A 23,899-nucleotide genomic window follows, 5' to 3' on the forward strand; every position below is an offset into this window, starting at 1 on the left:
CACAGCGATTTAGGAGATGCCTAAACAGTTGCAGCAGCGGGATGCGGCCACAATACCGCAGGGGGATTTTCGTCCCTTTCGTCCGCTGAACAACTCCCCGTCTCAGCGGCACTTAACGCATTGTGACCTACTCTGCTTTTTCCTGTTCTATTGTATCACGCTTTTACGTCTTGTCAATACCAAGTGTCCGCCGGATCGTGCGGCAGACCCCGTCGTCATCGTTAGAGGGGCAGATATGCTTTGCCGCAGACCGAAGGGCTTCGTGTCCGTTCGCCATGGCGTAGGACTCTCCGACCGCCTGCAGCAGTTCCAGGTCATTTAGGTAGTCTCCGAACGCCATGCACTCGTCCGGCGCGATGCCCAAGCGGCCGCAGATTATCCGGACCGCAAGTCCCTTGTTCATTCCCGGGCGCATCAGGTCAATCCAATCCTCGCCGGAAAGCGCGACTTGGCTGGTCTGCGCAAACGGCCGGAACGCCGGCATCAGCACCCGCTCCGCGCTGCGCGAGCAGAACAGCGCTACCTTGCACACAGGCTGGCTGCGCGCGACCGCAAGCAGGTCGTCCGTATAGTGCCGGCGCGCATAGTAATACGACATGTTTTCCAGAAACACGGTATCTGTCCGATTCTCATAATAGCCTCCCTCCCGACAGGCCAGGATCGCGTGGGTTTTGGGAATCGATCGGGCCGCCACCACCGCTCGGACGACCTCGTCCGGCGGCATGGCCTCGAACGAGAGGAGCTCCGCCCCGTCGCAGACCATCGCGCCGTTTTCACTGATATACAGCAGTTCGTCCGCGATCGGCGCGAACAGCTCGCGCAGGTTGTAATACTGCCGTCCCGACGCTGGAGCAAACCGGATGCCGCGCCCGCGTAGCTCCCCAATCAGGGGGAACAGGTCGGGCGAAAGCTTCCGCTCGCTTGTCAGCAACGTTCCGTCCAGGTCTGCGGCAATCAGCTTGATAGACATGACAGGTCTCCTCCTCTTTCTCCATACCGACAGATTTCCTTTCCAGTATAACACAGGGGCCGCGCTTTGAACAGCGCAGCCCCTATTTTCCGTCCTTATAGCAGCAGGCTGCCGATTTGGTACACCGCCAACGCGGCCAAATACGCCAGCCCCGTCTGGAACGCGGCGGCGCCGAACGCCCATCTCCAGCCGCCCATCTCGCGCTTGATCGTGGCAAACGCGGACATGCAGGGCATGTACAGCAGCGTAAATACCAGGAACGAATAGCCCGTAAGCGGGGTGAACACCGAACCGAGCAGGCCGGACAGCACCGCACTGTCCCCGCCCGCGCCGTACAGCACGCTCATTGTGGAAACTACCGCCTCCTTGGCGACCAGACCGGTCAGCAGCGCCACCGATTCCTGCCAGTTCCCAAAGCCCAGCGGGCCAAACACCGGCGCGATCGCCGTTCCAAACACACCGAGGATGCTTTCCCCCGCGTCCTGCGCGACCGCAAGCGTCGGCGTAAAGTTCTGCAGCAGCCAGATGACCACGCTCATCAAAAAGATGACCGTGCCAGCGCGGGTGATGAAATCCTTCGCCTTCTGCCACATGTTGAGTACTGTACCCTTGAAGCTCGGCATACGGTAGGTCGGCAGTTCCAGCACAAAGCCCGAGGATACGCCCTTGAACACCGTTTTTTTGAGAATGAAGCCCGCGGCGATCCCCACCAGGATACCCAGCACATACAGACTGATCACGATCAGCCCCTGGGTCTCCCCAAACAACGCGCCCGCGACAAGCGCATAAACCGGCAGCTTGGCACCGCACGACATAAACGGGGTGAGCATGATGGTCATGCGGCGGTCGTCGTCATTTTCCATCGTGCGTGCCGCCATGACCGCGGGCGTGGTGCAGCCAAAGCCCATCAGCATGGGTACGAACGACTTGCCGGACAGTCCGATGCGCCGCAGCAGCGTATCCATGATAAACGCCACGCGCGCCAAGTAGCCGGTGTCCTCCAGAACAGAGAGGAAGAAAAATAGAATCACGATCTGCGGCAAAAAGCTCAGCACGCCGCCCACGCCGCCGATCACACCGTCGCACACCAGCCCGATCATCCACGGCGCGGCCTGCGCTGTTGTCAGCAGTCCGCGTATGGCAGGCGAGAGTACCTCCTGAATCAGGTATTCCATCCCGTCGCCCAGCCAGGACCCGAACGGGCCAAACGTACACCAGAACATCAGAAACATGAAAAACGCGAAAATCGGCAGCGCCCAGACACGGTGCAGCACGATCCGGTCGATGCGCTCGGTCACGGTCGCCTTATGCACCGCCGGCCTTCGGTAGCTGGCGCGCACCAGCTCCTCAATATAGTCGTACAACGCGTCCGCCAGCACCATTTCCTTATCCGTCTGGTTGGCGTGGCTCTGCATGCCTGCCGCGATCGTGTTCAGTTCCTCCCGTATCTTCTGCGGCATGCCGCGCCGGTCCATCTGCTCCCACATCGCCTTATCGCCCTCGAGCAGCTTGGCCGCGTAAAACGGTAGGCTGCACGCGCGCAGTGGAAGCGGCCGCAGCAGGCCGGACGCGCGTCGGATCGCCGCCCCCACGCCATGCAGATAGGCCGGCTGCTGTGCCGGCGCGCGCATCCCGTGCGCCAGCGCGTCCAGAAGATCATGCATATTCTCGCCCTTTTTGGCCGATATCGGCACGACCGGCACGCCCAGCCGCGCGCTCATCTCCTCGCAGTCGATCTCGATGCCCTGCGCGCGCACGTCATCCATAAAGCCGAGGGCGACCACCATCGGCAGCCCCAGCGCAACAAGTTGCAGCGTCAGATACAGGTTGCGCTCAATATTGGCCGCATCCACGATATTAAGGATGCCGTCCAGCTCGTCCGACAGCACGAACTCGCGCGCGATAATTTCCTCCTGTGTATAGGGCGAAAGCGAATAGATACCCGGCAGGTCCACGATGTCAATGCCCGCCCCGTCGTGGCAGATATGACCGGTCTTGCGGTCGACCGTCACGCCGGGCCAGTTCCCGACATGCTGGTTGGAGCCGGTCAGTCGGTTGAAGAGCGTCGTCTTGCCGCTGTTCGGATTGCCAATAATCGCAATGGTTTTTTTATCCCCGTTCATCCGCCCGCCTCCAGCACAATCTTTTTCGCTTCTTCGCGCCGAAGCGACAGGCTGTATCCCCTCAGGCGCACGGCGACCGGATCGCCAAAGGGCGCAATCCGCTCCATAGTCACGACCACGCCTTTCGTAATGCCCATATCAAGAAAATGGCGCTTGAGCGCGCCATCCGCCGTGATATAGTCCACCACGCCGCTCTCGCCGGTTTTTAAATGGTTGAGTGTCTTCATTTTATCCCCCTGCTGCGGCCAAGTCTTCGGCTGCATACCTTATTATTATAAAATGTCCGTTTCCGCTTGTCAATGCGGCAGAAGGGCTTCCGCCCTACAGCGGAAGCCCTTCCCTTTGCTTTTCAGTTGTCCGGTACGCCGCGTTTACAGTCAAAGCCCGCCCAGCAGAAGCAGGTCGGAAGCCGTGGCCGACACAATCACCGCCAGCCAGCACGCAAGCGGATACGCCCACTCGGCGCGCCCCTGCCGCGCCGGCGCAAGGCGCGGACACGCGCACAGTAGCAGCTTTGCCAAAGCAAATCCGGCCGCCGCGCCCAATGTATTCAGGAGCAGGTCATCCACCGAGGTCACGCCGCCCGCAACAAGCTGGATCAGTTCAATGCTGAGCGATACGCCGAAGCCGAACAGAATCGTGCGCCTCGCGCGCCCAAAATACCGCCAGAACAGCGGCAGCAGGAACCCCAGCGGCGCGAGCAGCGCCGCGTTGCCCGCGATGTTGGCGAACACCCCCAGGCCGGGCGAAGCAGGATCGTTCAATACCGCCGCAATATCCGCAAACGGGACCAGTTCCAGCCGCGGCGCGGGCAAGCTGCCTGCCAGCAATTGGTACAGCGACGGCCCTGTTACCAGACCGACGCACAGCAGGTACAGCAGGAGTACCGCAGCGCCGCAGAAATCCCGCCGTCTCATCCGACCGACGGCATCTCAGCCGCTGCCGCCGCGCCAATGACTGCCGCGGCTTCATCCGCCGCCCCGTCGGGCCGGTACTTTTCGATCACGTCCGTGGGCTGCGTGCCGAGCAGGTAGCGCAGCTCTGTCGTGCGATCGCCGTCTTTTAACGTTGCATATACATTGACCGTATCTGTGCTTTCCATCAGGGGCGCTCCGCTGCCGAGATAAAACACACTGTTGTATATATCCATTGCGTCGGCATAAACCGCATTTTCCAGCAGCTTCTCAATATCCCCGGCATCGGTCACGGTCACGTTGCTCCAAGCTGTGCCTTCTTCATCGCGCTGCACCACATAGCCGATTTCTACCGTGCTGATCTGATCTGCGGTCAGCGCCTGCGGCTGCGGCTCATAGCCGGTCAACTGCTTAATGAGCGCCAGCGTTCTGGTATCCGCCTCACACACATAAATATTGCTCCAGCTTGCGGACCGAATGCCGTCCTGCCTGTTTTCGTACGCCAGTTCCAGTCGGAACACCGGCATACTGCTTTCCTGACGCGCCAGTTCTTCTTCGCGCAGCGTTTCCAGTATTTCACTGATTTTCTCCGGCTCGTCATACAGGTTACCCAGAAAGGCGCCGGCATTATCCGTAAACATAAGCACCGCGACCTCGTCCTCAGTCATATTATCGAGGCAGAACAGGTCCCACTTTTTCTGTTTGTACTCCGCTGAGGTTTGGAGCTGCACCAGCAGCGCCTCCACCTCTTCGGTCTGCGGCAGCCTATAGTAGCGCGCCTCCATGCGCCCGCCGTTAAGGCGGAACTTGAGTGTAATACCGAAAGAGTCGTCAAACGAACCGAACTGCGCCTGCAGCTCGCCCTCCGGCGCGGCGTCTTCCGCCGCCGTCATGGCAACGCCGATCTCCGCCAGCCGGCACACCGCCGCGATATTCTCCGGCTCGCTCAGCATCTCCCTGCTGCTGTATGCGGCAACATCCACCGCCTCCAGCTCGCCCTCGTCCGGCAGCCAAGTGTCATAGCCGGTCACATCCGCTTTCATCAGCAGTATCCCCCCGACCAGAACGACCAGCATCACCGCCAAGTGCAACGGTTTGGCAAAGATCGCGCGGAAATCAAAGGCATAGATGATCTCAACGATCCAATGGAACAGCACCGCGCCGATCACCAGGCCGGGCCAGAACCAGAAATCTCCCGCAATCAGGTTGAACAGCGTGCCGAACGCAACGCTCATAATCAGACAGATATATACCTTGATGGGCAGCTTTGACCGGTCGAACGCAAGCGCCGTTCCCGCCCGCTCGCTTTTGCGGATGCGGAACAAAAATACCGCCAGCGCGGTCACTACCGCCGCAGCGGCCAGATACCCCGCCAGCAGGCCGGCCGCCGAGCCAGTCTGCCCAAGTGTGGCAACGCCGCCGTACCGGATACCGTCCACCGTGAAGTACTCCATCACCGGGCAAAGCCGTACCGCCGCTATCGTACCATCCAGTCCGCCTTCCGACGAATACGTCTCATAAAATTTGCCGAGCATCGCGATCTGCAGCATGCGCACCAGCAGGGGCGAAAAGTACACCCAGGCGAGCAGCAGCAGGGTGACGACCGTATTTCCGCAGACGATAGTTGTCAGCACGGCCAGCGCATAAATGAGCAGGAAGAAAATCAGGTTGCACAGCACCGTGCCGCCGATCGCCCCCCAATCGGCCGCTTCGCCAAAGCCCATCGCATAAACGCAGGCCAGCGTAATGGCGAGCATGACAAAATAGGTGGAAAGCGTACACAGCGCGCCGGTCAGGAAGTTGTTGGCGAACAGGCGTGTGCGCGAGAGGGGGAGCGAGTGGTAAAAATCCACCTTCTGCCGGTTGTGCAGGTAGGCGAACAGCGCGACGCCGCACACGACCGCCATGACCACAAAGGTTACCTTGACAAAAGGATTGTAGCCGAGCAGCACGGCCACCTGGTCAAGCGCGCCCTGCCAGGCATCCTCCATATACTGCGGGGAATTATTCAGATTATACGCTTTCTGCTCCAGCGCCCGCTGCATCGTCATCAGCACGGGCAGCAGCAGGGACAGGAAAAAGCCCACGCCGGAAAGGACGAGCGCCCACAGGCTGCGGCGTATGCTGTCCCCAGCAAGCCCTTTAGAAGAGAAGCTTTTTGACGTCATAACCGGCCACCTCCGTTTCATTGATGAATATTTCTTCCAGCGTCAGCGGAAGCATTTCGCAGAAGCTGGGGTTCATGGCGTTGATCCGCGCCAGCAGCTCCTCGCGGCTGCCGCGCGCAGTCAGCGTATACAGAGAGCCGCGCTGCTCCAGGCGCAGCAGGTCAAACTCCTGCCATGCGTTTTCCGGAAGCGTGCCGGTAAAAATACACTGCAGCTTGAACATTCCGAGCTTCATCTCATCCAGATCGCGCGAGAACAGGATACCGCCGCGGTGCAGCAGGCCGACATGGTCGCAGATATCCTCCAGCTCGCGCAGATTGTGGGAGGCGATAACCGGCGTCATGCCGCGGCTTTCCACATCCTCCGCAAACAGGCTTTTGACCGTCTGCCGCACGACCGGATCCAGCCCGTCGAACGTTTCGTCGCAGAACAGGTAATCCGTTCCCGCGCAGATGCCGCAGATCACGGAAACCTGTTTTTTCATGCCCTTGGAGAACGTGCGTATCTTTCGGTTCTCATCCAGGCCGAAGCCGTCCATCAGCTTGTGGTAGCGCGCCTCGTCAAAATAGCGGTAAAATCGCTTGTAATAGTTCTTCATTTCTGCAGGCGTGCTGTTCGGAAAAAAGAACTGTTCGTCGGAAATAAAGAAAAACCGTGCCTTGATTGCTACATTTTCAAAAATATCCGCCCCATCGATGCGTACCGCACCCTCGTCCGGCGACAGGATGCCCGCCAGCATGCGCAGGAACGTCGATTTGCCCGCGCCGTTCGAACCGATCAGCCCATACACCGAACCGTCCCGCACCTCTGCGCATATATGGTCGACCGCCGTGATGCTTCCAAAGCGTTTGGTCGCGTTTTCAGCCGTAATCATGCCCCATCCACTCCTTTCTTCTGCAGCCAGCCGCGCAACCGATCCTCGTCCGCGCCAAGCGTGCGCGCCTGCGCCGCCAGCGCGCCGATCTGTGCGCCGATCTCTTCCAAGCGCCGCTCCCGCAGCACCGTCATGTTATCCGAAATAAAATTCCCCCGTCCCTTGGCCGCGTAGATCACGCCGCGCCGCTCCAGCTCTCCATACGCGCGCTGGATCGTGTTTGGGTTGATCGAAAGCTCCATCGCAAGCTGACGTACGCTGGGGATCTGCGTATCCGCAGGCAGCGCCCCGCGCAGCGCAAGCTCCTCAATACCGTCCACCACCTGTTCATAGATGGGCCGCGGATCCCGATAATCGATTTTTATCACATCGCGCGCCTCCTTTCCAGTCGTGTTCCACATGTTCTATCTGTATTATTCGTTCTAATACACTTGGAGTATAGCAAATCTTTTTCCCCTTGTCAATCGCTTTTTTGCGCGATGTATGCTATACTGGTTGCAAACACTGTTCAGGAGGCCGCACATGGTACATTTGGGAAACGACTGGGATACGCTGCTTGCCGGCGAATTCCAGCAGGAATATTATAAGAAAATACGCTACTGGCTCAAGAAAGAATATGCCGAGCAGACAGTCTATCCCCCTATGGAGGATATTTTTAACGCCCTGCGCTACACGCCCTATCACGAGGTAAAGGCTGTTATTCTGGGGCAGGACCCTTACCACGGCCCAGGGCAGGCGCACGGCCTCTGTTTTTCCGTCCAGCCGGGCGTACAGCCGCCGCCGAGCCTGCTGAACATTTTTCAGGAACTACAGAGCGATCTCGGCATCACGCCTCCGGCGGGCGGCACGCTGACCAAATGGGCCGAGCGCGGCGTGCTGCTGCTCAACACCACCCTGACCGTACGGCGCGGACAGGCCAACAGCCATAGGAACATCGGTTGGACAACCTTTACCGATCACGTCATCCAGAAGCTTAACGAGCATGAACGGCCGGTTGTGTTCCTGCTCTGGGGCGGCAACGCGCGCAGCAAAAAGAGCCTGATTACCGCGCCGCAGCATCTGGTGCTCGAATGCGCGCACCCGTCGCCGCTGTCGGCGTTTAACGGTTTTTTGGGCTGCCGGCATTTTTCCAAATGCAATGCCTTCCTGGAAAGGAACGGCGTCGAGCCGATCGACTGGGATCTGAACCACGATTGACGGTGAAAAAAGAGCCTGCTCAGCCGAGCAGGCTCTTTTTTCACCCCTTACCGATGCAGGGAGGAAGCAAACAGGCCGCGCATCACCGCCATCAGTCCCTGCGCCATCAAAACAACCGCTACCACTGCGGATATCGCGATTGCAGCAATATCCGGCTTGAAAAAGGTCGCCAGGCCGAAAATCAGTATGACCAGGCCGATCGCCAGCGGCGCGCCCCAGAACAACATGCCCGCCCGGCGATAGATCGCCGCGCCGACGCATTTGATCACACCGGACAGGATCGCCCATCCGGCCAGCGCATAGGACAGCAGTTCCGCCGCCAGCCAGCTGTTGCAGACGAACAGGAGGCCGAGCAGCAGGTCGATGATCCCGTCCGCCAAAAACCATCCCGAAGCGATATACGCCCGATGCCGCGCCAGATACACCACTAGGTCGGACGCACCCGACACTAGCATGGCCGCCCCCAGCAGCCACGCGATCGACACCAGCGCCGCATCTGGATGGATCAGGAAATACAGCCCCATAATCACCAGAAACATGCCCACTAGAAACCAGATACCACGTCCAAACCAATCTTTCATTGCAGCCCCTCCTTAGTCCTTTATTCCTGTTTCTTTTCCAGCATCCCCATAAATTCCTCTCCTGTGATGGTTTCCTTTTCCAGCAGGAAATGCGCCAGCCGGTGCAGCGACTCCATATTTTCCTGCAAAATGCCGATCGCTTTCTCATGCGCCGCCTTAACGGTCGCCACGACCTCCTGATCGATGTGCGCCGCAGTTTCCGCTGAGCAGGCCAGCGAAGCGTCGCTCGACAAATACTGGTTCGTCACGGTTTCCAACGCAACCATATCGAATTTGCGGCTCATGCCATACCGGGCGATCATCGCGCGCGTCAGTTTGGTCGCCTGCTCAATATCATTGGAGGCGCCTGTCGTGACCGAACCGAAGACCAGCTCCTCGGCCGAACGGCCGCCGGTAAGCGTCGTCACCTTGTTCAGCAGTTCCTCCCTGCTCATCAGATAATGCTCGCCCTCGTCCACCTGCATGGTATAACCCAGCGCGCCCGAGGTGCGCGGCACGATCGTGATTTTGGTAACCGGCGCCGAATTGCTCTGCTTGGCCGCGACCAGCGCGTGACCGATCTCGTGGTATGCAACAATCTCCTTTTCCTTGGGACTGAGCACCGCGTTTTTGCGCTGCGCACCCGCGATAACCGTCTCCACGCTTTCCTCCAGATCGGGCTGCTCGACCGCGTTCCGCCCCAGCCGGACCGCCCGCAGCGCCGCCTCGTTGATGATGTTTGCCAAGTCCGCGCCGGACGCGCCCGAGGTTGCCCGCGCGATCGCATTGAAATCGATATGACCGGACATATGCACGTCCTTAGCGTGGACCTTCAAAATCGCAATACGTCCCTGCAGGTCGGGCAGTTCGACAGGGATGCGGCGGTCAAACCGGCCTGGGCGCAGCAGCGCGGGGTCGAGCGATTCCGGCCGGTTGGTCGCGGCCAGGATCACAACGCCCTTGGTCCCGTCAAAACCGTCCATTTCGGTCAAAAGCTGGTTGAGCGTCTGTTCACGCTCGTCGTTGCCGCCAAAGCCCGCGCCATCGCGCTTTTTACCGATGGTATCAATCTCGTCAATGAATACGATGCAGGGCGCTTTCTCGCTCGCCTGCTTGAACAGGTCGCGCACCTTGGCCGCGCCCATGCCGACAAACATCTCGACAAACTCCGAGCCGGAGATCGAGAAGAACGGTACATGCGCCTCACCCGCGACCGCCTTGGCAAGCAGCGTTTTACCGGTACCCGGCGGGCCGACGAGCAACGCGCCCTTGGGCAGCTTGGCACCGATCGACGCATACTTTCCCGGGTTGTGGAGGAAGTCTACAATCTCCCGCAGGGCCTCCTTCGCCTCGTCCTGTCCGGCGACGTCCGCAAAGGTCTTGCCGGTTTCGGTTTCGGCATAGATCTTGGCGTTGGATTTGCCGAAGCTCATGGCGTTCCCGCCCATACTCTTCATCATTTTTTTGCTGAGCCACTGGCCGACCACCAAGATAATGACGATTGGGATCGCATAGCCAAGCAGCAGGCTCAGCAACGGCGAGGCCTGTGTCGGGATCTCGGAAGCAAATTTTACGCTGTCTGCGTCCAGCAGGCGCTCGACCAAATCCTGATCCGGAAAGATGCCGGTTTTATAGACCGCAGCCTTCCCGTCCTCGTTTTTACCTTCAAATACGATCTGCTCCTCCTGCTTGTCGTAGGCAACCGTTTCCACCCGTCCATCGTCCACCATGGACAGGAATTCATCATAGCCGACTTCGGTCACCTGCCGCTGCGCCAGCATTGGGAACAGCAGCCAATTGAGCAACATGAGCACGACCAATGTGACCGCGTAATAAAAAATAAGCGGTTTTTTCGGCGTTTTGGAACCATTTGCAGGTCCAACCATATCATTTCACCTTTCTTTCCCGTTGTTCCAGCAGCGCGTCCAGATTGCGCTGCATTTTCTTCATAATCCGATGCACGGTCAGCAATTCCTCGTCCGAGATACCCTGCCGCAGCTGCCGTGCAACCTCCCAACAGCTTTTCTGCAGCTGCGCCGCCGCTGCGGCGCCTTCCCCGCACAGGCGGAGATGCACGACGCGGCGGTCGCTTTCATCCCGCTCGCAGGCAAGGAAGCCGCGCCGGTGCAGCCCATCCACGCTGCGCGCGACCAGCGCCTTGGAAATGCCGCGGGACTGCGCGATGTCGGTTGCGGTATCCTGCTCCGGCGCATAGTGGCACAGGAACAGCAGCACCGCGGTTTCGTTCGGCGAAAGCTGGTATCCAGCGGCCGCATCCTGAAGGCAGCTTCGGTACAGCTTTTCCAGCTTGGCCGTATCCTTCAAAAAATCGTCTTCCCAGTGGAGCATTCCACGGCCTCCCTTCCGAATGCTTCCATTATCTCTATGGTACTTCAATTTGTTAACAGCATCAACCATTTATTTGTAAACAATTTGCAAAATCAAAACGGCCGTCCCCACAGCGCAGGGAGCGGCCGTTCCGCACACCGAAAAGCCTTATTTCATGCTACCCAGAGTACCCCAGTTGGCAAATTCCCCATAGGAAAGGTAAATGCCATCCTGCGGCAGGCCGGTCGTCTGCTGCACCGCGGTGAACGCGGCCTCAGTAAAGGCTTTCTTGTTTTCAAACTCGGTAGAGCCGTAGCAGCGCACATCCAGGAACGCCAACTCCCGTTTTCCCCCCGCAAAATACATGCTGTGTCCATCCGAAATATCAACCATCAGCTTTGCCTCGGTCTTGCCCGGGATCACGCTGATTTTGCGGCCCAGCTCGCTTTTGAGCGCGTCTTTTTGCTCTTCGGAAAGGATTTTGGACGTAGAAATACCAATATAAGGCATAATAAGCACCCCGTTTTCAACTGTTTCTTTTATTATAGCATCCTGCCGCCCCTGTGACAAGCAAACAAATTTATAAACGCTTTGTTAATTTTGCTCAAATTCTATGCACACACGGCCTGCTTTGTGGTATGATATTGGCAGTAACTCTACCCGCCGAACGGATGTGTGCTATATGAATATCAAGTGTACCCAAAATATTTATAAAAGCGCGAACGGTGTGTCCAATGTCACATACTATATCCTGACGCCGGAACAGTCCGAGCTGCGCGGTATCGTGCAGTTGTCCCACGGCATGTGCGAATATTTTTCGCGTTATACCGCTTTTGCAAAATATCTGTGCGGTCTCGGCTTTATCGTCTGCGGGAACGACCATATCGGCCACGGCGCTTCGGTTTCCCGCGATGCCGACCTCGGCTTTTTTTCCGTACGGGACGGCTGGAAGTACCTTGTTGAAGACGTCAAGCAGCTCACCGACCTGATGCAGCACCGATACCCGAACCTGCCCTACTTTATCTTGGGGCATTCCATGGGGTCTTTGATCGTGCGCCTGTACCTGACCGAGTACGGCGACCGCTTATCCGGCTGTATCCTGACCGGCACGGCCGGCCCGCAGCCGGCGGCGATCAGCGCCGCGCACCTTGCCGACTCGATCGCACGCAGCCGCGGCGTGACCTACCGCAGCGGCTTCCTATCCACCATCACGTTTCGGGGCTATAACCGCCGGATCAAGAACCCGCACTCGATCTTCGACTGGATCAGCCGTGACAGGGATGTGGTTTCCCTTTACCAGTCGGATGAAAAATGCAATTTTATCTTCACTGCAACCGGCTTTCGCGACCTGTACACTCTGGTCATCAAGGCCAACGCGAACAGCACGTTCCGCCGGACGCCAAACACGCTTCCGCTCCTGTTTCTGTCCGGAGATAAGGATCCTGTCGGAAAATATGGAGAGGGCGTGCGGCGGGTCGTCAACCTGTATCGCGGCGCGGGTCTGAAAAACATCGAGGTGATTTTCTATAAGGATGCGCGGCACGATATCTTCAACGAGCTTGACCGGCTGCAGGCGTTCGGCGATATTTCCCGCTGGCTGGAAGCGCAGCTCAGCGCACAGGCTGAAGCGAGGGACGAACAGGCAGTCAACTGACAAAGCAAAACACCGGCAAAAAGCCGGTGTTTTTTGTTACAGCAGGAGGAGCTCAGACGGATGCGTCAGCCGCATATCAGCCTGCAGCGCATCCGGCGTTTCACTGCCCCACATGGCCAGACCGCTTTTGACCCCCGCCGCCGCGGCACACTGCATATCGTAGGCACTGTCCCCAATGTAAACGGCCTGCTCCGCCGAACCGCCCAGGCGGCGGATGCATTCCACCAGCCCGTCCGGCGCGGGTTTCGGATGCTCGATATCGTCCGCGCAGACGATCGCGTCAAAATAGTGGTTCAGCCCCAAAGGGGTAAACCCGTACCCCAACTGCAGCCTAGTGCGCGAGGTCACGATCCCGCAACGCTTCCCCGCGGCGTGCAGCGCCTCGAGCACGGGGATGATCCCCTCGTAAACCTCCACCTCATGCAGGCGGTCGCGCGACAGCGTCTCCCAGCGCGCCATGACCGGCTCTATCCTTTCCGCCGGGATAGCCAGCTTTTCCAGGGACTTTCGTCCCGGCATGCCGAACGAAAAGCGCAGCTCCTCCAACGAGTAGTGGTATCCGAACTCCCGCAGCGCCTGTTGAAAGGATTGCTGGTCAACCGCTGCCGTATCGATCAGGGTCCCGTCAATATCAAAAACAAAACAGTTCATAGGCGTTCCTCCACCAATCCGAGTGCAAGCGCGCACAGTCCAGCCTCATAATCCTGTGTGAATTCCCGCGAAAGCTCGATTACCGGCAGCGCCTGCGGCGGCAGCGTCTGCGCACAGGCGTTGCGGATACGCTCCACCTTGCCGGAAATCAGCGGGTCGTCGTACAGCACCACGCGGTCCGGATTGAGCAGCGCGGCATACGCCCGAATCACCTGCATATAGTACGCCACCATATCCGCTCCCGCAAAATGGCTTTTGGCATATTCCAAATTGTTTTTGATCGGCAGATAATGCAGCTCCCCGGCAAACCCATTCGCGCCATGAAACGCCTTTCCGCCGATCGCGGCGCCCGCGCCGATGCCCGACCGCCCCAGATAAACGCATACCAATGCTTTGGGCGCCTGCTTTCTCCGGCAGCAGCAGCCGATCGACACCAGATACATATCCCGTTCGACCGCCACGGGCAGGCCGAAGCTATGTTCCAGATGCGCCTGCAAGCTCACGCCCCGCAGCTCCGGATGGCCGACCGAGCTGGCCGCCACGCCATTCTGCAGCGGGCCGTCATAGCCCATTGCAGCAGCCGCAAGCTGCGGGTAACGCGCTTTCACACGCATCGCCAGCGTGTCTATATCGTGCAGGATACCGTTTGTGCTTTCGGCCTCTTCCTGCTCCAGACGTGTTCCATTCAAATCGCACACAAACCAGCTGAGCCGCCGCCCCTCCAGCCGCAGGCACAGGAACAGGCGGTATGCCGGATCCAGCGCATACTGCTTCGCGCACCGCCCGCCGGTGGAGGCCGCCGTTCCGGTTTCCTTCGCCTCTCCCGCTTCCACCAGATCGTCTACGATGCGGCTGACTGTCGGAAAGCTGAGGCCGGTCCGGCGCGCCAGCTCGTTCTTGCTGTGCTCGCCGCCCCCGCGCATAGCCTCTCGGATCAACGTCATATTGACCTGCTTGAGACGTCCGGCGTCCGCCATTTACCTCCCCTCCTTTTTATCTTACTTTTTAATACTTTTTTAATTTCTGTTTTGAGTATACCCCGATCCGTCCTTTTTGTCAACAAAAAAAAATACGGGCGGAGTAAAATCCGCCCGTATTTTCCGGCTCCGCCGGATTATTTCGTCCAAGCTGCTTTGGCTGCCCCCTCTGCAAAGGCCTGATGGAAGCCCTTGACGTTTGCCGCAATATCGCCGCCAAACACGGCCGAGCCGGCAACGATCACATCCGCGCCCGCTGCTACAATATCCACGGTATTGTTCAGCTTCGCGCCGCCGTCGATCTCCAGTTCACAGGGATAGCCGTGCTTCTGGATTTCCGCGCGCACCGTGCGGATCTTGTCCATGCATTCCGGAATGAAGCCCTGGCCGCCGAATCCCGGCTCCACCGTCATAATCAGCACCATATCACAGTATGGCAGCAGCGGGAACAACACGTCCGCCGGCGTACCCGGCTTGATCGTGCAGGAAGCCTTGACGCCCGCCGCCTTGATTTTTTTGAGCTGCTCCAGTGTATCCCCGTTGGATTCGTAGTGTACTGTGATGATATCCGAACCGGCCTTGATAAAATCATCCAGATACCGGTCCGGATCGCTGATCATCAGATGTACGTCAAGCACCTTGTCGGTCGCCTTGCGCAGCGCCTTGACAACAGGCGCGCCGATCGTGATGTTTGGAACAAAATGCCCGTCCATGACATCGACATGCACATATTCCGCGCCTGCGTCGGTGGCAATTTTGATATCGCGTGCAAGATTTGCGAAATCAGCGGACAAAATAGACGGTGAGAGCTTGATTTCCATTGGTTTTTCCTCCTGTAACCGCGCGGGAAAGCGCGGCATAATTTGATACCAGGCGCGGCCGCGCCTCCCCTTTTCAGCGCTGCGGCCCGTCTTTTTGAATACGGGAGCGGCGGGATTCCGCCGCTCCCCCTTTGATTTTATTATACCGCATCCGGCGGGTTTTACAAGACCTGATACGCGCGAGTTTCAAAGAAAACCGGAAAGCAAATTCATCGCTATTTATCCGGTTGGGATTTGTCCGCGCAGCAAGGATATACAGAGAAAACCCTGAATTCCTCCGGAATTTGTCGCCCTCACCGATTGATTTATACAGGTAAAACAGGTAAAATAGATAGTATCTTGTTAAGAATAAAAAGAGAGGACACGATACCATGAGCGTCAATCGTTGTTATTCCGAAAAAAAGCCCGGCTTCGACGTTGAGGCGCGCAGCCTGTTCGCCAGCCTGCACGACCTGCTGGAGATCAAAGGGCTGACCCACGTCCGTTATCTCTGCCGCTACGATACCGAGGGCCTCGCCCCCGAAGCCTATGAAAAAGCCAAGGGCATCGTCTTTTCCGAGCCGATGGCGGACGTGTGCTACGACGAGGGCTTCCCCCGTCCGGCGGGCGCTCATACCGTGCTTGCGGTCGAGCCGCTGCCCGGCCAGTTCGATCAGCGCGCGGATTCGTGCGCGCAGTGCATCCAGCTCCTGACCGGCGGCGAGCGGCCGGCGGTCTCCGCGGCAAAAATCTATGTATTTGAAGGCGCACTGACCGACGCGGACATGGATAAGATCCGCGGCTACCTCATCAACCCGGTCGAGGCGCGCGAGGCTTCGATGGACAAGCCCGCGACCCTTAGGGTCGAATATGCGATCCCGACCACGGTCGCCTCGGTCGTCAGCTTTATCCATATGGACGAGGCCGCGCTCTCCGACCTGCTGGCGAACATGGGGCTTGCCATGGACTTGGACGACCTCAAGTTCCTGCAAGCCTACTTCCGCGACGAGGAAAAGCGCGACCCGACCATCACCGAGGTGCGCATGGTGGACACCTACTGGTCCGACCACTGCCGTCACACCACGTTCCTGACCGAGATTGACGGCGTGAAGATTGACGACCCGATGGTGCAGGACGCATTCGACCGGTATCTCAGGGCGCGCGTCGAGGTCTACGGCGAGGAGAAGGCAGCAAAGCGTCCGGTCACCCTGATGGACATTGCCACCGCAGGCGCAAAGGTACTCAAAAAGCGCGGCTACCTCAAGAATCTCGATGAGTCAGAGGAGATCAACGCCTGCTCGATCAAGGTCAAGGCGCTGGTGGACGGCCGCTATGAGGACTGGCTGCTGATGTTCAAAAACGAGACCCACAACCACCCGACCGAGATCGAGCCGTTCGGCGGCGCGGCGACCTGCCTCGGCGGCGCGATCCGCGACCCGCTCTCCGGCCGTTCCTATGTTTATCAGGCCATGCGCGTGACCGGCGCGGGCGACCCGACGGTGCCGCTCTCCGAAACACTCGAGCACAAGCTGCCGCAGCGCAAACTGTGCCAAACCGCGGCGGCGGGCTATTCGTCCTACGGCAACCAGATCGGCCTGGCTACCGGCCTGGTGCATGAGATCTATCACCCGGGTTATGTAGCCAAGCGTATGGAGATCGGTGCGGTTGTCGGCGCGGCCCCGCTGGAAAACGTCATCCGCGAGGTACCCGAGGCCGGCGATATCGTCATCCTGCTCGGCGGCAAGACCGGCCGAGACGGCTGCGGTGGCGCCACCGGCTCCTCCAAAAAGCACACCGAGGAATCGCTTGAAACCTGCGGCGCGGAGGTGCAGAAAGGCAACCCGCCGGAAGAGCGCAAGATCCAGCGCCTGTTCCGAAACGGCGAGGTCACCCGCATGATCCGCCGCTGCAACGACTTCGGCGCGGGCGGCGTGTCTGTCGCGATCGGCGAACTGGCGGACGGTCTGGACATCAATCTGGATGCTGTACCCAAGAAATATGACGGGCTGGACGGTACCGAGCTGGCGATTTCCGAATCGCAGGAGCGTATGGCGGTCGTCGTGCGTGCGAAAGACGCGGATGCGTTCATCGCCGCCGCCGCAAGGGAAAACATCGAAGCGGTCGCCGTGGCGACGGTCACAGACAAAAACCGCCTGTGCATGACTTGGAACGGAAACACCATTGTCGATATTTCCCGCGGCTTCCTAAACACCAACGGCTGCGCCAAGCATGTGACCGCCGAGGTCGCCGCCCTGCCTGTGCCGTCCATCGCGTGTGCACCGGAGGGCCAGACCGAAAAGGAAAAGCTGTTAAACCACGCTTCCACCCTCGGTATCTGCCTGGAACGCGGCCTTGTCGAGCGGTTTGACGGTTCGATCGGCGCAAACTCGGTGTTCATGCCGTTTGGCGGCAAGTACCAGCTCACCCCGGCGCAGGTCATGGCCGCGACCATGCCCGCGCTCTCCGGCCAGTGCGAAACTGCCTCCGTGATGGCGTTCGGCTTCGACCCCTACTACACCGAGCGCAACCCTTTCCTCGGCGCGTCGGCGGCGGTGATCGAGTCGGTCGCCAAGCTGGTGGCGGCGGGCTGTGACTTTGAGACCGCCTACCTCACTTTCCAAGAATATTTTGAGCGGCTGGGCAAGGATCCCAAGCGCTTCGGCAAGCCGCTTTCCGCGCTGCTCGGCGCATACAACGCGCAGGAGGAGCTGTGCCTCGGTGCAATCGGTGGCAAGGACTCCATGAGCGGTTCGTTCGACGATATGGACGTGCCGCCGACGCTGGTTTCCTTTGCGATCGCCCCGCAGGACGCGTCCCGCCTGATCTCGCCCGAATTCAAGGCTGCGGGCCACCCCGTCTACTTCTTTGACGCGCCGTATTTCCAGGACGGCTCGCCCGATTACCAGACCATGAAGCACGTCTGGAACGAGGTCGCGAACCTTATCGCCGCCGGCAAGGCGGTATCCGCATGGGCTCTGTCCGTGGGCGGCATCGCCGAGGGCGTGGGCAAGATGGCGCTCGGCAACCAGATCGGCTTTGCGTTTGATGAGTCATTCCCCACCGAAGCGCTGTATCTCAAGAACTTCGGCGGCATCCTGATCGAAGCGGCGGAGGATCTACCCGCTTACTGGCTGGTCGGCCGCACGACGGACGACGGCGCGGTCACAGTCGCGGGCGAACGCGTGCCGCTGGACGAGTTGACCGCGGCGTTCGAGAGCCGCCTGGAGAGCGTGTTCCCGACCCGCGCGGACGCGGCGGACGAGCATCTGGCCAAGGTATCCTGGACCGAGCGCAGCTGCAAGGCCCCGACAGTCAAAACCGCCAAGCCCCTTGCCGTTATTCCGGTGTTCCCCGGCACGAACTGCGAATATGACACCGCGCGCGCGGTTGAAAACGCGGGCGGCGCGGCCGAGATCGTTGTGGTGCGCAACTTCTCTGCGGATGCGTTGCACCAGTCCGCCGAGCAGCTTGAGCAGGCTGTCCGCCGCGCGCAGATGGTCATTCTTCCGGGCGGCTTCTCCGGCGGCGACGAGCCGGACGGCTCGGGTAAGTTTATCGCCTCGTTCCTGCGCAACCCCGCTATCAAGGATAGCATCCACGAGCTGTTGCAAAAGCGCGACGGCCTGATGCTCGGCATCTGCAACGGCTTCCAAGCGCTCATTAAGCTCGGCCTTGTCCCCTACGGCGAGATCCGCGACGAAATGACCGGCGACGACCCGACGCTGACCTTCAACCTGATCGGCCGCCACCAAAGCTGCTATGTCACCACGCGCGTGGCCTCGGTCAAGAGCCCGTGGCTGTCTGCCTGCGCGGTGGGCGACCTGCATTCGATCGCGGTGTCGCACGGTGAGGGCCGCTTTGTTGCCCCGCAGCATGTGATTGACAGCCTTGCGCAGAACGGGCAGATCGCGTTCCAGTACACCGACCTGACGGGCGAGCCTTCCATGGACATCGCTTGGAACCCGAACGGCTCGCTATGCGCGATCGAGGGCATCACCAGTCCGGACGGCCGCGTGCTCGGCAAGATGGGCCACACCGAGCGTTACAGCCCGTTCGTCGGCAGAAATATCTACGGCGAAAAGTACCAGCCGATCTTTGCGGGCGGCGTGCAATACTTCAAGTGATAGCAACCGGAAAAGCGCCCCGCAAGGGGCGCTTTATTCCCAAAAGGAGCGTTTTCCATGACCCCCTATGAACACAAGGTCCAATATTACGAGACGGACGGTATGGGTATCGTCCATCACTCCAACTATATCCGCTGGTTCGAGGAAGCCCGCGTCGACCTGCTCGAACAGCTCGGTTACGGATACGACCGCATCGAGGCCGAGGGCTTCGGCAGTCCGGTGCTCGAGGTCTGCTGCAAATACAAAACCATGGCGCATTTCGGAGATATGGTGTCAATCTCCGCGCATATCATCGAATACAACGGCGTCCGTATGGCGCTGCGGTATGAGGTGCGCGACGCGCAGACCGGCGAGTTGCGCTGCGAGGGAGAAAGCCGGCACTGCTTTATGGGGCGCGAGGGGCGTCCCGTCTCGCTGAAGCGAAGCTGGCCCGCGCTCGACCGGGTATTTGCCGCACAGTTATAAGAAGCAAGCAGCCGCACCTACCGGTACGGCTGCTTTTCTTTTATGCCCCCTTTTTGCGGACCGGATAGCACACCTCGGTCACCAGTTCATCCGGATTTTGCGTTTCGTTCGGGCCGACATGATAGATCGAGAACGACAGCCCATCAAACACATATCCATTGTCCCGTACCCATGCCGCAACCGCGGCGTTCACCTCGCTGATCTTTTCGTAGCTTCCCGTGTAAACGGCGGAAGCCATGAAAACCGGCGGCACTGTCTTGAATTTGACATGCTCCGTATCCTGATACCTGCCCTTGACCGAATACTGTATCTCCACGTCCACATCGCGGTCCCGATATTCCGTATCATGGTATATGCCCACCGCGCAGCACGGGCCGTCCGGCTGCAGCCCCAGCGCGGCGGTTTCTTTCATCAGCGTATGCCACAGCCGTCCCTCATAGCTGTACGCCGGCAGGATATCCCGCACGCTCGCGACATATCTTGCGGGCAAGGTTTTACACGTCACTTCGTATTTCATATTGCATTCATCCTTTCCCAATCGATGCAGCGCGCTTTCCAGCCGTAGAAGCTGGCTGTTTGCCCGCTCCCGTTCCTCAAGCAGCTCTTTTCTCCGCTGGCGGAGCGCGCGCTCCAGCGTCCGCTCCCCACCCCGTATGATTTCTCCGATCAGAGCCACACCAAACCCTATATCGCGCAGCGCCGCGATTCGCGCCGCTTCCACAAGCTGGCACTCCTCATAGTAGCGGTATCCGGATGTTTCATCGATATACGCGGGACAGAGCAGGCCGTTCTCATCATAATACCGCAGCATGCGAATACTGATGCGGGAAAGGCCGGAAAACTCGCCGATCTTTAGCATGGTTATTCTCCTTTCACAGATATCCGTGTCTTTTCTTGAGCTCACGGCCAGTATAGCCCCTTACACCGTGTCAGAGTCAAGCCCTTGAACAAAAAAAGATCCACCGGATTTTTCCGATGGATCTGTTGTTTACGGGCGGGTATAATAAATGACGGTCACTTCTCCGTTTACGATCGAAGGATAGCAGTAGTTATAAATGCTGCCCGTACTGACCGGCGATTTTATCTGATGATAGGGCTGCGACACATCAATTGCCACGCAGCTCGCAGCGACCGGATAAGCGGTAGTCCCCGCTGCCTCTCCGGCCTGATGATTCAGTACAAGCTGGCCGGCAGTATAAACACCCGTTCGATCGATCGGCTGGTTCTCCTCCAGCGTAATATACATCACGCCATTTTCCTGCCGCAGCTTGGAATAGCGCATCAGCTCGCCATAATGGACGGTCGGGTCATAATTCTCAATCACCACGTCGCAGTAGCTCTGCGCGCCGATGCAGACGTTGACAATATCGCCGCGGGCTTGATAGGCTGCGCCGCCGCCCTGCTCGCGCAAATGGGTGGCGCGATACAGCATGACCGCCATCTCCGCGCGCGTGACGTTCATCTTGGGGTTCAGCCTGCCATCCGAGCCGCCGATCACCTTTGCAGCCACCAGCGCACTGACGGAATCCGCTGCATACACGGCAACCTGGCCGGCATCCGAAAAGCCCGAGAGCGTTCCAGCACTCAGGTCGAGCTGGGTGCGGTCGATCGTGCGCTTGAGAAATACCATCGCGTCCTCGCGCGTCATGGGCCGGCTGGGCAGGAAGCGGTTATCCGCTGTCCCGTTCGCCACGCCAAAGGCCTTGGCCGCTGTCACCGCCTTGCTGTAATAGGCATCCTGCGGCACATCGGCAAAGCTTCCCTGAGGCGCGATCGCACCGCTGTCCAACGCCTCGCTCATGCCGTACGCCCGATCCAGCATAACGATGAAATCCGCGCGTGTGATAGAGTTGCCCGGATAGAACAGATGGTTCCCGCCGCCCTTGACAACGCCGTTCATTGCCAGCGTATCGATTTCGCGGTGAGCCCATGCGTAGCCCTCTGCAACATCATAAAAATAAACCGAGTGATCGGGCAAATACGCATAGGTCTTTGTGTTGTCCGTCGCGAACGCCGCAGTCAGCACGCTCACCGCAACGACGGCAACAAGCAGCAGCAACGCTGCCAGCTTACGCGTTCTTGTCATAATCTTCTCCTTGCTGTAAGGTTGAAAACATGGGTTGTATTCACCACCCATGCAAACTTACTGCAAGATTATAACACATTGCTCCCCACTTGACAAGTTATAACTTGACTAAAAATGTCACATCTGCCTTTGCTACCAACTTTTCACGCACCATTTCCCGCTATTTTCCCTGTATTTTCCCCAGATGGACGACATTTTACAGTCAGCCAGGCCGCCGCGGCAAGGAGCAGCGGCACTCCGCCCACCAGTCCAGCCACCGTGGGGCCCAGCAGGCGACTTCCAGCCTCGGCCGAGGGCAGGAACATCATCGGCGCCGAAATCACTGCATTCAATCCGCCATGCGCCAGTGCGGCGGGCCAAATGCTGCCACAGCGTTCTGTCAGCGCATGCAGCAGCGTGCCGACGGCCGTACAGAACACACACATCATGACGACCCCCATCCACGGAAATCCCGCATAACCCAGGCCATAATTGTGGCCGCGCACCGTCATCGGCGCATGCCACACGCCCCAGATAACACCGCCGAGCAGGCAGGCCGGCACTGGAGTCAGGCGGCGCCGCAGCGCTGGATAGAGCAGCCCGCGCCAGCCAAGCTCTTCTCCCGCGCCGGCGGCCACGTTGAGAAACGGCCCCATAAAAACCGCCACCACGATCTGCAATGCTGCCATGCCGCGAATCTGGCCATTCGAATAAGCCTGCGCCGCCGCACCGCTAAACGCGCGCATATATCCCATTGAGGGATCAAACTGGCTGCGGAACAAGCCAAAATACAAAATGCCTCCCAGCAGCACCGCCAGCGCGGGCGCGAACCAGGCCGTCAGATACCAGCGCCCGTTCCCTTGAAAGCGCGGGTGCAGCGGCAGGTCCAGTCCTCCCTCGCTTCGGGTTACTATCCATACCGCCAGCACGCCTGCGGATGGGCCGAACATTCCCAGCCCTGCCGCAGCCAGCTCCGCAACAGGCATCCCCATCACAACCGGTCCGCTGATGCCAATGCTCCAAAACGTCCATGTCAGCCCGAAGGTCGTGACCAAGTAAATCAGGATGCGTTTCATGCCCGCCCCCTTTGCTCCGCGCGGAACCACAGGTAGCTCAGCACGGTCGGCACCAACGCCGCCAGCAGCAGCGGCCCGAACAGCAGCGCGATCCGCGCCGTATTATTGGGTATAAACGCGCCCAGCAGACCGACCACGCCTGCCGCGAAAAACATGCGGCCGCCAATGCGGTGTGTGCGTGTCCATACCGCTTCACTGGACAATGTCCACGGATTTTTGATGCCGCAGTACCAATTCATGCGGATTTTGGGCATCATATTCCCCACATACACCATGACCAAGCTGACCACCAAACATACCGCCATCGCCACATTGACCGTACCCGGGCGCAGTCCCTCAACCACACAGATGCCGTTCATAATAATCAGGAACAGCATCATCATGAGCTGGAAGCCGATATAGGACCCGAAAAACTTATTATAATTGCGTCTCTTCGGGTCGAGCGCCGGCATACCATAGAACAGCGCCGCTAGCAGCGGCGACAGGCCCGCAACCAGCCACAGGTGCCACTTCGGCTCATAGCCCACCTCGCCGCCGAAATCCCAGCTCATTGGGATCCGCGCCGGTAGCCTGCTGTATACCGCCGCGGCCAGTACCAGCGGCACCAGCGCCAATATCCAGACAAAAATTTGGGCTTTACCGATTTTTTTCATGCTTATCTCCACCTTTCAATGCCGTGACCCATTCCAGGATCTCGTCGACCACAGACATGTTGAGTTCATAGTAGATGTACTTTCCCTGCTTATCGTCCAGCACCAGCCCCGCGTCACGCAGAATCGACAAATGGTGCGAAACCGTCGCTCCGGAAACCTGAAAATGGGCCGCGATATCACCCGCCGCCATCGGACCCGCGCGCAGCAGCGCGAGGATATCCCGCCGGATCGGGTCGCTGAGCGCCTTAAAACTTTTTTGGAACCCCATTCCCGCACACCTCTTTCCGGCGCATAGCCGCG

The 23,899-nt window shown here is 59.1% G+C and carries 23 protein-coding genes and 1 riboswitch; of the genes, 4 read left to right on the forward strand and 19 right to left on the reverse strand.

Annotated elements, in window-relative coordinates; genetic code table 11:
* Positions 1–32: 32 nt before the first annotated feature.
* Positions 33–137, reverse strand: a riboswitch (THF riboswitch).
* A gap of 26 nt (positions 138–163) precedes the next feature.
* The 7 genes from H8S45_RS05085 to H8S45_RS05110 form a co-directional block, all read right to left on the reverse strand.
* On the reverse strand, positions 164–970 hold the full coding sequence (locus H8S45_RS05085) for a Cof-type HAD-IIB family hydrolase (RefSeq protein ID WP_054326273.1): 807 nt from the start codon (positions 968–970) through the stop codon (positions 164–166).
* 95 nt (positions 971–1,065) lie between these two features.
* Positions 1,066–3,093, reverse strand: a complete 2,028-nt coding sequence (gene feoB / locus H8S45_RS05090; protein WP_207724453.1) for a ferrous iron transport protein B — start codon at positions 3,091–3,093, stop codon at positions 1,066–1,068.
* On the reverse strand, positions 3,090–3,320 hold the full coding sequence (locus tag H8S45_RS15995) for a FeoA family protein (RefSeq protein ID WP_199855173.1): 231 nt from the start codon (positions 3,318–3,320) through the stop codon (positions 3,090–3,092). The genes feoB and H8S45_RS15995 overlap by 4 nt, the downstream gene beginning before the upstream one ends.
* A gap of 150 nt (positions 3,321–3,470) precedes the next feature.
* Positions 3,471–4,010 (reverse strand): VanZ family protein, encoded by a 540-nt coding sequence (locus H8S45_RS05095; protein ID WP_107630595.1) that lies wholly within the window; start codon positions 4,008–4,010, stop codon positions 3,471–3,473.
* Complete coding sequence (locus H8S45_RS05100; RefSeq protein WP_186949747.1) at positions 4,007–6,175, reverse strand: hypothetical protein; 2,169 nt, start codon at positions 6,173–6,175, stop codon at positions 4,007–4,009. Before H8S45_RS05100 ends, H8S45_RS05095 begins: the two co-directional genes overlap by 4 nt.
* Positions 6,150–7,049, reverse strand: a complete 900-nt coding sequence (locus tag H8S45_RS05105) for an ABC transporter ATP-binding protein (RefSeq protein ID WP_054326269.1) — start codon at positions 7,047–7,049, stop codon at positions 6,150–6,152. Before H8S45_RS05105 ends, H8S45_RS05100 begins: the two co-directional genes overlap by 26 nt.
* Positions 7,046–7,417, reverse strand: coding sequence for a GntR family transcriptional regulator (locus tag H8S45_RS05110; RefSeq protein WP_054326268.1), 372 nt, complete (start codon positions 7,415–7,417; stop codon positions 7,046–7,048). The genes H8S45_RS05105 and H8S45_RS05110 overlap by 4 nt, the downstream gene beginning before the upstream one ends.
* A 154-nt stretch (positions 7,418–7,571) precedes the next feature.
* Between H8S45_RS05110 and ung the strand changes: the two genes are divergently transcribed.
* Positions 7,572–8,246, forward strand: a complete 675-nt coding sequence (gene ung / locus H8S45_RS05115; RefSeq protein WP_054326267.1) for a uracil-DNA glycosylase — start codon at positions 7,572–7,574, stop codon at positions 8,244–8,246.
* A 47-nt stretch (positions 8,247–8,293) separates the two neighbouring features.
* On the opposite strand, the gene H8S45_RS05120 is transcribed toward ung, so the two are convergent.
* The 4 genes from H8S45_RS05120 to H8S45_RS05135 all read right to left on the reverse strand — a co-directional run bounded on the left by H8S45_RS05120 (position 8,294) and on the right by H8S45_RS05135 (position 11,644).
* On the reverse strand, positions 8,294–8,827 hold the full coding sequence (locus tag H8S45_RS05120) for a DUF308 domain-containing protein (RefSeq protein ID WP_186949749.1): 534 nt from the start codon (positions 8,825–8,827) through the stop codon (positions 8,294–8,296).
* Positions 8,828–8,847: 20 nt separating this feature from the next.
* The gene (gene ftsH, locus H8S45_RS05125; protein ID WP_107630601.1) at positions 8,848–10,692 is read right to left on the reverse strand and encodes an ATP-dependent zinc metalloprotease FtsH; all 1,845 of its coding nucleotides are present in this window, start codon (positions 10,690–10,692) and stop codon (positions 8,848–8,850) included.
* Between the two features lies 1 nt (position 10,693).
* Positions 10,694–11,155, reverse strand: a complete 462-nt coding sequence (locus H8S45_RS05130; protein ID WP_159068028.1) for a MarR family winged helix-turn-helix transcriptional regulator — start codon at positions 11,153–11,155, stop codon at positions 10,694–10,696.
* A gap of 147 nt (positions 11,156–11,302) precedes the next feature.
* The gene (locus H8S45_RS05135) at positions 11,303–11,644 is read right to left on the reverse strand and encodes a phenylpyruvate tautomerase MIF-related protein (RefSeq protein ID WP_107630603.1); all 342 of its coding nucleotides are present in this window, start codon (positions 11,642–11,644) and stop codon (positions 11,303–11,305) included.
* 172 nt (positions 11,645–11,816) lie between these two features.
* On the opposite strand from H8S45_RS05135, the gene H8S45_RS05140 reads away from it, so the two are divergent.
* On the forward strand, positions 11,817–12,788 hold the full coding sequence (locus H8S45_RS05140; protein WP_159068029.1) for an alpha/beta fold hydrolase: 972 nt from the start codon (positions 11,817–11,819) through the stop codon (positions 12,786–12,788).
* A gap of 36 nt (positions 12,789–12,824) precedes the next feature.
* Here H8S45_RS05140 and H8S45_RS05145 read toward each other — a convergent pair whose 3' ends face one another.
* From H8S45_RS05145 to rpe, 3 genes are all read right to left on the reverse strand, one after another.
* Positions 12,825–13,439 carry an HAD family hydrolase gene (locus H8S45_RS05145; RefSeq protein WP_054326261.1) on the reverse strand — a complete coding sequence of 205 codons (615 nt, stop codon included), beginning with the start codon at positions 13,437–13,439 and terminating at the stop codon, positions 12,825–12,827.
* Complete coding sequence (locus H8S45_RS05150; RefSeq protein ID WP_186949751.1) at positions 13,436–14,416, reverse strand: ROK family protein; 981 nt, start codon at positions 14,414–14,416, stop codon at positions 13,436–13,438. The genes H8S45_RS05145 and H8S45_RS05150 overlap by 4 nt, the downstream gene beginning before the upstream one ends.
* Before the next feature lie 137 nt (positions 14,417–14,553).
* Positions 14,554–15,237 carry a ribulose-phosphate 3-epimerase gene (gene rpe, locus H8S45_RS05155; RefSeq protein ID WP_147573823.1) on the reverse strand — a complete coding sequence of 228 codons (684 nt, stop codon included), beginning with the start codon at positions 15,235–15,237 and terminating at the stop codon, positions 14,554–14,556.
* A 371-nt stretch (positions 15,238–15,608) separates the two neighbouring features.
* On the opposite strand from rpe, the gene H8S45_RS05160 reads away from it, so the two are divergent.
* Both H8S45_RS05160 and H8S45_RS05165 read left to right on the forward strand, forming a co-directional pair.
* Positions 15,609–19,340, forward strand: coding sequence for a phosphoribosylformylglycinamidine synthase (locus tag H8S45_RS05160; protein WP_186949753.1), 3,732 nt, complete (start codon positions 15,609–15,611; stop codon positions 19,338–19,340).
* 57 nt (positions 19,341–19,397) lie between these two features.
* Complete coding sequence (locus tag H8S45_RS05165; RefSeq protein WP_054326259.1) at positions 19,398–19,805, forward strand: acyl-CoA thioesterase; 408 nt, start codon at positions 19,398–19,400, stop codon at positions 19,803–19,805.
* 40 nt (positions 19,806–19,845) lie between these two features.
* Here H8S45_RS05165 and H8S45_RS05170 read toward each other — a convergent pair whose 3' ends face one another.
* The 5 genes from H8S45_RS05170 to H8S45_RS05190 form a co-directional block, all read right to left on the reverse strand.
* Complete coding sequence (locus H8S45_RS05170) at positions 19,846–20,664, reverse strand: MerR family transcriptional regulator (RefSeq protein WP_054326258.1); 819 nt, start codon at positions 20,662–20,664, stop codon at positions 19,846–19,848.
* Positions 20,665–20,793: 129 nt separating this feature from the next.
* Positions 20,794–21,891 carry an S-layer homology domain-containing protein gene (locus H8S45_RS05175; RefSeq protein WP_054326257.1) on the reverse strand — a complete coding sequence of 366 codons (1,098 nt, stop codon included), beginning with the start codon at positions 21,889–21,891 and terminating at the stop codon, positions 20,794–20,796.
* A 143-nt stretch (positions 21,892–22,034) separates the two neighbouring features.
* Complete coding sequence (locus H8S45_RS05180; protein WP_054326256.1) at positions 22,035–22,946, reverse strand: CPBP family intramembrane glutamic endopeptidase; 912 nt, start codon at positions 22,944–22,946, stop codon at positions 22,035–22,037.
* The gene (locus tag H8S45_RS05185) at positions 22,943–23,599 is read right to left on the reverse strand and encodes an SdpI family protein (protein WP_107630611.1); all 657 of its coding nucleotides are present in this window, start codon (positions 23,597–23,599) and stop codon (positions 22,943–22,945) included. The genes H8S45_RS05180 and H8S45_RS05185 overlap by 4 nt, the downstream gene beginning before the upstream one ends.
* On the reverse strand, positions 23,583–23,867 hold the full coding sequence (locus H8S45_RS05190) for an autorepressor SdpR family transcription factor (protein WP_107630612.1): 285 nt from the start codon (positions 23,865–23,867) through the stop codon (positions 23,583–23,585). The genes H8S45_RS05185 and H8S45_RS05190 overlap by 17 nt, the downstream gene beginning before the upstream one ends.
* Between the last annotated feature and the right edge of the window lie 32 nt (positions 23,868–23,899).

It is taken from the genome of Agathobaculum faecis (assembly GCF_014287995.1).
Classification (GTDB): domain Bacteria; phylum Bacillota; class Clostridia; order Oscillospirales; family Butyricicoccaceae; genus Agathobaculum; species Agathobaculum ammoniilyticum.